At 50.4% G+C, this 10,139-nt stretch carries 7 protein-coding genes; 6 read left to right on the forward strand and 1 reads right to left on the reverse strand.

The window, feature by feature from the left end:
• The first annotated feature begins 82 nt into the window (after positions 1-82).
• The 6 genes from AC1RVX_RS12265 (at position 83) to AC1RVX_RS12290 (ending at position 9,075) form a co-directional block, all read left to right on the forward strand.
• Positions 83-892: a cytochrome C assembly family protein gene (locus AC1RVX_RS12265; protein ID WP_493216874.1), complete on the forward strand. Its 810-nt coding sequence runs from the start codon at positions 83-85 to the stop codon at positions 890-892.
• Positions 889-1,137: a PP0621 family protein gene (locus AC1RVX_RS12270; RefSeq protein WP_493216875.1), complete on the forward strand. Its 249-nt coding sequence runs from the start codon at positions 889-891 to the stop codon at positions 1,135-1,137. Before AC1RVX_RS12265 ends, AC1RVX_RS12270 begins: the two co-directional genes overlap by 4 nt.
• A 20-nt stretch (positions 1,138-1,157) precedes the next feature.
• Positions 1,158-2,918 carry a sensor histidine kinase gene (locus tag AC1RVX_RS12275; protein WP_493216876.1) on the forward strand — a complete coding sequence of 587 codons (1,761 nt, stop codon included), beginning with the start codon at positions 1,158-1,160 and terminating at the stop codon, positions 2,916-2,918.
• Entirely contained in the window at positions 2,915-4,360 is a 1,446-nt protein-coding gene (locus tag AC1RVX_RS12280; protein ID WP_493216877.1) for a sigma-54-dependent transcriptional regulator, read from the forward strand. The genes AC1RVX_RS12275 and AC1RVX_RS12280 overlap by 4 nt, the downstream gene beginning before the upstream one ends.
• A 495-nt stretch (positions 4,361-4,855) precedes the next feature.
• Complete coding sequence (locus AC1RVX_RS12285) at positions 4,856-7,771, forward strand: ribonucleoside-diphosphate reductase subunit alpha (RefSeq protein WP_493216878.1); 2,916 nt, start codon at positions 4,856-4,858, stop codon at positions 7,769-7,771.
• A 125-nt stretch (positions 7,772-7,896) separates the two neighbouring features.
• Entirely contained in the window at positions 7,897-9,075 is a 1,179-nt protein-coding gene (locus AC1RVX_RS12290) for a ribonucleotide-diphosphate reductase subunit beta (protein ID WP_493216879.1), read from the forward strand.
• A 605-nt stretch (positions 9,076-9,680) separates the two neighbouring features.
• Here the strand turns inward: AC1RVX_RS12290 and AC1RVX_RS12295 are convergent.
• The coding region (locus AC1RVX_RS12295; protein ID WP_493216880.1) for a hypothetical protein at positions 9,681-10,139 on the reverse strand (459 nt) is incomplete at its 5' end.

Raw genomic sequence — 10,139 nt, forward strand, 5'->3', positions numbered from 1 at the left:
CGGGTTTGCTCTTGCGCAGGAAATAATCATGCTTTCCTGTGCTTAATCCGACTTTTGCCAAGACATGGTGTAAACTTGTCCCATGCAAATCTATCTATCATTTCTTGCTGCCGCCTTATATATACTGAGCATTTTGTTGCCCGGACGTCTGCGTTTGCTGATAAGTACTGCAACCACCCTGGGTTGGCTGGTGCATGGTGCAGCATTGTGGCTGACCATTTTTTCCGACAGTGCGCTACGTGTGGGCTTTGCAGTCATGTTGTCCGCAGCACTGTGGATATCGGTATTTGTCTGCTGGCTGGAAAACCGCAATTTCTCTTTGGAGGGGCTGCGCTTCCTGTTGATGCCGAATGCTGCCTTGATGGCAATTTTGCCAGGTTTTTTTCCGGGCAGCCTGATCGCGTTGACTGGTAAAACCACCATGTTTCCCTGGCATGTGATGGTCGCCCTGCTGGCCTACAGCACCCTGACGATAGCAGCGTTCCATGCAGTAGTCATGTCGATACAGGATAAACATTTGCACAAATTGCGCGGTGCTCTGCAACGCCAATGGTTGCAGGCATTGATAGACCGGCTACCCGCATTGCTGACCATGGAAAAAATCCTGTTTCGTTTTATCCTCTTTGGCTTTGTATTGCTGACCTTGACGGTCTTGTCTGGCGTTATTTTTTCTGAACAGGTGTTGGGTGTTGCCTTCAAGTGGGATCACAAGACCCTGTTGTCGTTATTGTCCTGGTTGTTGTTTGCCATCTTGCTGGCAGGGCGTCACTGGCGCGGCTGGCGTGGAAAAACCGTGTTGAGCTTTACCTTGTCAGGCTTCATTACTTTACTGCTGGCCTATGTGGGTAGCCGTTTTGTCCTGGAAGTCTTATTGCACAGGAGCCTGACATGAATGCTTTGGTGTGGCTGGTGCTGGTGGTTCTGGTGATACTGGCGATCAAGAAAAAAGCCCGTTCGACGCTTGACCAGACTCAGGCCAGGCAAAACCCTCCGTCGGCGCAGACCGACAGCAGGCCAGCAGAAAAAGCTGAAACCATGGTGTGCTGTGTGCATTGCCAGATTTATCTGCCAGCATCCGAAGCAGTCTATCGTGGTGAACAGGTATATTGTTCGCAGGCACATGCTGACCATGCATGAGCGGTTCTTTAGGCTGAATCATGCCTGCTGACACCTATATCCGGGAGACTGAACCCAGTTATTCATTCTGGCGCTCATTGCAGACGCTGAATGGATCGCGTATCGTGGTTGCAGCCAGTTTGCTGGTGTTACTCAGCTTGCGCAGTGGCAGGGACATCTGGGTAGCCGAACACTTGCTGGTGCGTGACATTTGCCTGTTTTATTTTGGTGCATCGGTTGGGTTTGTCATTCTGAAACTTTTGTACCGGCATCGCTTCATGTGGCAACTGACGCTACAGATACTGGTAGATATCACCGTTATTTCCATTCTCTATTTTGCCAGCGGCGGTAGTAAAAGCGGCCTCGGTATTCTGTATTTGTTCCCATTGGCAGGCGCGGCCATACTCAGCCCGCTGGTATGGGCCTTCTTTTTTACTTCCATCGCCGTCCTGTTTTTGTTGTCGGAAAGTGTGTATCACCTTTTGCAAGTCGAAGAGGGAACGGCCTTGTCGCAGGCAGGCTTGTATGGCGCCGCATATTTTGCCGTGGTGTATGTGGTTAGCCGCCTGGCCAACAACCTGATCCGCCAGGAACATCTGGCGACGCAACGCGGCAATGCACTGGCGATACAGCAGGCTATCAACCAGTTGGTGATTGCTGATATGGGCGATGGCATCCTGGTGCTGAATCAGTCTGGCTGCATGTTTGAAATCAATCCGGCGGCAGTACGCATGCTGGGCGGCAATTTGACAAAAGATATGGTGGGCGCAGAGCTGGCCCATATTCCGGCTTTGCGCCCCATCGTAGAGGTGTTAAGTTCCATGCAAAGTCGTCATCTGCTGCAGGATCGCAAGAAGGATGAAGAGATTTCCTTTGTCTCGATCCGTTGTTATCTCGACGACGTACGACCAGAAGCCAGGATCGCCATAGACGAAACAGAATTGCATGACCGTAGCGAGCGCCCTCATTTTATTACCCATCTGAAATTGCGTTTTGTGGCGGTAAAGGGGGTCAATGTGGCCGGTATGTCCCGGCAAGCCGGGACATACACGATTATTTTTATGCAGGATGTGTCGGATATTGAAAACCAGGCGCAACAACTGAAATTGGCTTCCATGGGACGATTGACCGCCAGCATTGCGCATGAGGTACGTAATCCCTTGTCTTCCATCTCGTATGCAGCATCCTTGCTGAACGAGGACCTGGATAGCTTGGGAGCCGGCAAATCGCAAGCAGCACGCTTGCTGAAAATAGTTGATGACAATGTCTCTCGCCTGAACCAGCTGATTGAAGACATATTGAAGCTGTCACGCAAGGCCCAGCCCGATGTTGAACCATACTATTTAATGAGTAGCATACGTGTGATGGTGCAGGATTTCATTGAGACAAGAGGGTTGGCTGCCGATTTAATCGCCGTCGATGATGAAAGAAATTTCCTGGTCAGTTTTGACCCCAGTCATTTGCGCGAAGTTGTTTTGAATTTATTATCGAATGCGATACGCTATGCCAGCGGACAGCCGGGCAGTATACGTTTATATGCACACCTGAATACCACAGGCAGGCAGGAACTGCATATTCAGGATGATGGTCCGGCCATTCCCTATGATGTCAGGGCCCATTTGTTTGAACCCTTCTACACGACTTCACGCATGGGTACCGGGCTTGGTCTGTATATGGCAAGGGAATTGTGCCTGAACAACCATGCCTTGCTGGATTACGAATACCGTGTTGAAGAAACGAATGATGGTAAGAACGAGCCAAGCGGGCGATTTGTGATTAATTTCTCTGGATACAGTGCATGAGTACGAATGACGTTGCGAGTTGCCCCCGCATCCTGGTGGTGGATGATGAGGCGCATTTGCGTGAATTGCTGGAAATTACACTCATCAAAATGGGCCTGGATGTCGACAGTGCCGAAAACCTTGCCATAGCAAGACAACAACTGGCAAAACACAGTTATGCCCTGGTCTTGACTGACATGCGCCTGCCAGACGGCTCGGGCATGGAACTGGTGCAGGAAGTCAGTTCACTATATAAGAATACACCGATTGCCGTGATTACCGCTTTTGGCAGCGCCGACAATGCGGTCGTTGCACTTAAGGCGGGCGCTTTTGACTATGTGTCGAAACCGGTGGCATTGGATCAGTTGCGCAAACTGGTCAGATCCGCTCTGCAAACCAATGAAGTGCAGAAAGAACAGCAGGCGGTACCTGCACAAGTCGCTGCCAGTTTCAACTCTTTCCTGATCGGCCAGTCACAAGGCATGCAGGAAGTCCGTTTGCAGATCGGCCGTCTGGCGCGCAGCATGGCTCCGGTCATTATTACCGGCGAATCCGGTAGCGGCAAAGAACTGGCAGCCAGAGAAATCCATACCATCAGCGCACGCTCAGCCAAGCCCTTTGTTGCTGTGAACTGTGGCGCGATACCTGAAAATTTGATGGAAGCTGAATTTTTCGGTTACCGCAAAGGCGCTTTCACTGGTGCTGCTGATGACCGTGATGGTTTCTTCCAGGCTGCCAACGGTGGCACCCTGATGTTGGATGAAGTGGCAGACCTGCCTTTACCCATGCAAGTCAAGTTGTTACGTGCCATACAGGAAAGGCGGGTGCGCAAAGTTGGCGCCACTGTGGAAGAGGCGGTGGATGTGCGTATCATCAGCGCTACCCATCAGAATCTGGCGATATGCGTGGAAGAAGGGCGCTTTCGTCAGGATTTGTACTACCGCCTGAATGTCATTGAGCTGCATTTGCCGCCTTTACGTGAGCGTCTGGAAGACATCGTTGAACTGTCTTCCAGTATTTTGAAGAAACTCACAGGCAATGATATCAATATGTCTTCTCCGGCGATTGATGCTTTGATCAGCTATGATTTCCCCGGCAATGTGCGTGAGTTGGAAAACATATTAGAGCGCGCTATCGCCTTTGCCAATGATGGCTGCATTGAGGTGGCTGACCTGGCGTTGCGAGGGACCAGAAAACTGGTTGAACCACTCTTGCTGCCTGTCGCTGATACCGACGCAGTGTTTCGTAGCCGCCCCATCATGGACCACGGTTTTCCGGGCGATGTATTTACTGCCCCAGATTTACCCTGCTCGCTTCCAGAATATCTGGAAAATGTAGAACGCGAAATGATCAAGCGTGCCTTGAGCCAAACTAAAAACAATCGTACCCAGGCTGCTGAATTGCTGGGTGTCAGTTTTCGGCAACTACGTTACCAGATTCAGAAATTGAAAATCCAGGAATAACAAATCCTGGCATTACCTGGTACGTATCCCGTCCCAGCTCATCATTCTTTGTGCCGATGCGCCTGTTCCCTGTTAACCATGTCGTTCGTATGGTCATCGCACGTTAGTACCCACTTGCGTATCAGCCGCCAATTTTGCGGGCTTTTCGCCTGTGTCAATCACTTATCCCGCATTTGCGCAAAAAAATAATTCAATTATTTACATGTAAAGCGGTTGCATATGCTTCGATGCGGCACTAGAATTAGGGCAAATAAAATTTAGCGCACTATATGTAGTGGTTTTCGTGATTTTGTTTGTTTTCTTGCCCTGATTCAATTTCCCTTCTTGATTTGCAATTGATTTAGCTATTGATGTGAACAAAATAGCCGGATAAGACGAGTCGACTATCTGACTATGAGCTGTAATGCGCACTACCTGTTTTAACCCATAAACCGTTAGCGACCCTGTCAATCAGCGTCACTGATGGAAAAAAATAACACTGCATCCGGAGGATCAATGCACTCTTCTACTGAAATATCCACTTTGTCCAAGCCAGACCTGGGATCGGTTTTGAATGTAACGGCAGTACCTGCTGTTACCAGCCTGAACAGTTACAGCGAATATCGCATCATCCGCCGTAACGGTTCCGTGGTCGGCTTCGAGCCGTCCAAAATCGCGATTGCCATGACCAAGGCTTTTCTGGCGGTCAACGGTGGACACGGTGCTGAATCCGCCCGTATCCGTGAACTGGTAGAGCAGATGACAGGCAGCGTAGTCGCTGCGCTGATGCGCAGGCAGCCAGCTGGCGGTACCTTTCATATAGAAGATGTGCAAGACCAGGTTGAGCTGGCGTTGATGCGTTCCGGTGAACATGATGTTGCCCGTTCTTATGTGTTGTACCGTGCCAAACGCATGGAAGAACGTCGTCGCGTGCATGATGTTCCTGGTCAGGCTGAATCTGCTGCACCACAATTGAACGTCATCGTTGATGGTCTGCCTCGCCCATTGGATGTGGCTGAAGTGCGCAAGATGATTGCCGCTGCCTGCCTGGGTCTGGACAAGCTGGCCGATCCGGATGCGATCCTGGCCGAGACACTGAAGAACCTGTACGACGGCGTACCGGTGGAAGAATTGTATAAATCAGCTATCCTGGCTGCCCGTGCCCTGATGGAAAAAGAGCCTGCCTATAGTCAGGTGACTGCACGTTTGTTGTTGCATACAGTCCGTAAAGAAGTGTTCGGCAAGGAAGTGGCGCAACAGGATGCCGCAGAAGAATACGTAGAGTACTTCCCGAAATTCATCAAGAAAGGCATAGAAGCCGATCTGCTGGATGCCAAACTCGCTCAGTTTGATTTGAAAAAACTGGCCAATGCCCTGGTCGCTGACCGTGATTTGCAATTTGGTTATATCGGTCTGCAAACTTTGTATGACCGCTACTTCCTGCACATTCGTGGTACCCGCGTTGAAATGCCACAGGCTTTCTATATGCGTGTGGCCATGGGCTTGTCCTTAAATGAAATTGATCGCGAAGCCCGTGCGATAGAATTTTACAATCTGTTGTCCAGCTTCGATTTCATGAGCTCGACACCGACCCTGTTCAATTCTGGTACCCAGCGTTCCCAACTGTCGTCTTGCTATCTGACGACCGTGGCTGATGATCTGGACGGCATCTACGAAGCTATTAAAGAAAACGCACTGTTGGCAAAATATGCGGGTGGTCTGGGTAATGACTGGACACCAGTACGTTCATTGGGGGCACACATCAAAGGCACCAATGGTAAATCCCAGGGCGTGGTTCCTTTCCTGAAAGTGGTTAACGACACGGCTGTGGCGGTGAACCAGGGCGGTAAACGCAAAGGTGCAGTCTGCGCCTACCTGGAAACCTGGCACATGGATATCGAGGAATTTCTCGACCTGCGCAAGAACACCGGCGATGACCGCCGTCGCACGCATGACATGAATACCTCAAACTGGATTCCTGATCTGTTCATGAAGCGCGTCATGGAAAAAGGTGACTGGACACTGTTCTCACCTTCCGACGTACCTGATCTGCACGATAAATACGGCAAAGCTTTTGAGCAAGCTTATGTTGCGTATGAAGCGAAGGCGGCCAGCGGTGAACTGAGTCTGTCGAAAAAAATCCCGGCGCTGGACCTGTGGCGCAAGATGCTGTCCATGCTGTTTGAAACTGGCCATCCATGGATTACGTTCAAAGACCCATGCAATATCCGTTCACCACAGCAGCACGTTGGCGTCGTTCACAGCTCCAACTTGTGTACAGAAATCACCCTGAACACCAACGACAGCGAGATCGCAGTCTGCAATCTGGGTTCGGTCAACATGCCTGCGCACATGAAAGACGGCAAGCTGGATCACGTCAAATTGAAAAAAACTGTAAGCACAGCCATGCGCATGCTGGATAACGTGATCGACATCAACTATTATGCAGTCAAGAAGGCACGTGACTCCAATCTGCGTCACCGTCCTGTCGGCCTGGGTATCATGGGTTTTCAGGATTGCCTGCACATGATGCGCATTCCATATGCATCGATGGACGCCGTACAGTTTGCTGACACCTCCATGGAAGCCGTTTGCTATTACGCTTACCTGGCATCCACCGAGTTGGCAGAAGAGCGTGGCCGTTACAGTTCTTATCGTGGTTCCCTGTGGGACCGTGGCATCTTGCCGCAAGACTCCCTGAAACTGCTGGCTGAAGAACGTGGCGGTTACCTGGAAGCTGATTTCTCGGAAAGCATGGATTGGACTGTGGTACGCGATCGCATCAAGCAATTTGGCATGCGCAATTCGAATTGCGTGGCGATTGCACCGACAGCAACCATTTCCAACATCATTGGTGTGTCCGCCTGTATTGAGCCGACTTACCAGAACCTGTATGTGAAATCGAATCTGTCTGGCGAATTTACAGAAATCAACGAACATCTGGTGCGTGATCTGAAAGACCGTGGACTGTGGGACGAAGTCATGATTGCCGATCTTAAATACTTTGACGGCAGCCTGGCACGTATTGATCGTATTCCTGAAGATCTGCGCGCCCTGTATGCAACCGCATTTGAAGTCAGTCCATCCTGGCTGGTAGAAGCTGCGTCGCGCCGTCAAAAATGGATAGATCAGGCACAGTCCCTGAACATCTATATGGCAGGAGCGTCCGGTAAGAAGCTGGATGAGACTTACAAGCTGGCATGGTTGCGTGGTTTGAAAACCACTTATTACCTGCGCACGATTGGTGCGACGCACACCGAAAAATCCACCAGCAAGACTGGCGCGTTGAATGCGGTGTCGGTGGATGGCAACAGCGGCGGCTATATGGCAGCGCCAGCTGGCGCAGCAGCGGCAGCGCAAGAGACGGATGGCCCGGCCTGCATGCTGCGTCCTGGTGACGCCGGCTTTGAAGAGTGCGAGGCTTGCCAATAAGCCGTAAATACGCCGTCAATGCGCTGTGAGGCGAGTTGCAAGAACTGAAGATTGCGGGAAGAAGTGCGGGCCAGGCTTCTTCTCATAAAAAATACAAGCTGTTACAAAAAGTAAGGAAATAAATAATGCTATCTTGGGATGATGAAGTCACGCCGGCAGCTCCGGCGGCACCTGCTCCACGTCATGTTGGCGGCATGGATTTGCAGCAGCGTTTGCAAACGCAGGATATTGCCCTGAGTCCGGCAGTGGTCAGCAAACCGGTCGTGGTTTCCCCCGAAGTTGTGGCGCGCCGTGTGAATGCTGCCGACAAGCGCATCATCAACGGCACCACTGATGTCAATCAACTGGTTCCCTTCAAATATAAATGGGCTTGGGACAAATATCTGGCAGGTTGCGCCAACCACTGGATGCCACAAGAGATCAATATGCAGCGTGATATTGAACTCTGGAAAAACCCGAATGGCCTGACTGAAGATGAACGCCGCCTGGTGAAACGCAATCTGGGTTTCTTTGTGACCGCCGATTCCCTCGCCGCCAACAATATCGTGCTGGGCACCTACCGCCACATCACGGCGCCAGAATGCCGCCAGTACCTGCTGCGCCAGGCATTTGAAGAAGCGATTCATACTCACGCCTATCAATACATCGTTGAATCGCTGGGTCTGGATGAGGCAGAAATCTTCAATGCCTACAACGAAGTGGACTCTATCCGCGACAAGGATCAGTTCCTGATTCCTTTCATCGATGTCTTGACCAATCCAGAATTCAAGACCGGCACCACCGAAGCAGACCAAACTTTGCTCAAGTCTTTGATCGTATTTGCCTGTCTGATGGAAGGTCTGTTTTTCTATGTCGGCTTCACGCAAATTCTGGCGCTTGGTCGTCAAAATAAAATGATGGGTGCGGCTGAACAATACCAATACATCTTGCGTGACGAATCGATGCACTGCAATTTCGGGATCGATTTGATCAATACAATTAAGATGGAAAATCCACATTTGTGGACTCCGGCATTTCGCGATGAAATTAAATCGTTGTTTTTGCGTGCTGTGGAGTTGGAATATCGTTACGCAGAGGATACAATGCCGCGTGGAGTGCTCGGTTTGAATGCGCCAATGTTCAAAGGTTATTTACGCTTCATTGCAAATCGCCGCGCACAACAAATTGGTCTCGAAGCGCTGTTCCCTCAGGAAGAAAATCCTTTCCCTTGGATGAGTGAAATGATAGACCTGAAAAAAGAGCGCAACTTTTTTGAGACACGTGTAATTGAGTACCAAACTGGTGGAGCCCTTAATTGGGAGTAAGTGTGGCAGCCGCTGTTGAGCGGCGATCACCACAAACCACCAGCCCAGCGAAGTTCTGATGTGATGTAAAGCCAGTCTTGATTAAATGAAATTTTGCTTCATATGTGCAGTACGAAGCTAGTGCGACATTTCTGGCGGCCTGGCAAGAAACCGGACCAGACAGAGTTAATCACTAAATGATTATCTAAGTTGATCAGAACAAACCTGTGGAATGACTCATAAGTTTGCACAAGATGTAAAACGCGAGAGGCCTCACCAAACTGAATGGACAGTCATAGATTAAATTGCTTTGAACTGTTAGTGCCGCAATACCTGGCGAAACTGGGTATTGTGGCTATTGGTCTTTGTATTTCGCAAAAGGATACCGACGCCGGCAATTAATCGGGCATTGAGCTGTTAATGCAGGCGGTTTTTAGGTTTGCGCCATGACGGGAGCGTCTGGCATTTGGCAAACCATGATGGCTGAAGTGCTACATCAATAGAGGGGATGCAGCAGTTCGGCCGGTGCAGAATTCATTAGCGCAAACAGCGATCTTGTTTGTGCCGATGAATAATCCGCTTGAATGGATCGAGCGGATTTAATTTTTATCTGATTTTTTCCATCTCTACTGAAGGAGAAACAAAATGGCAACAGCACCACAACCGTCACCAGACGAACCAGTAGCAGCCAAGAAGCCGGCCGCGAAAAAAGCCGCAGCAAAAAAACCTGCTGCAAAGAAAGCCGCCGCTAAGCCAGCAGCAAAAGCTGCAGCTAAACCAGCAGCAGCCAAGGCCGCTAAACCAGCAGCTAAAAAAGCCGCCGCCAAGCCAGCAGCAAAAGCTGCAGCTAAACCAGCAGCCAAGGCCGCTAAGGCAGCAAAACCAGCAGCAGCTAAAAAAGCCGCCGCCAAGCCAGCAGCAAAAGCTGCAGCCAAACCAGCAGCCAAGGCCGCTAAACCAGTAGCTAAAAAGGCAGCCGCTAAGCCAGTAGCTAAAAAGGCAGCCGCTAAGCCAGTAGCTAAAAAGGCAGCAGCCAAGCCAGCAGCAAAAAAAGCCGCCGCTAAGCCAGCAGCAAAAGCTGCAGC

Source organism: Undibacterium sp. GW821-FHT11B02 (assembly GCF_058808955.1).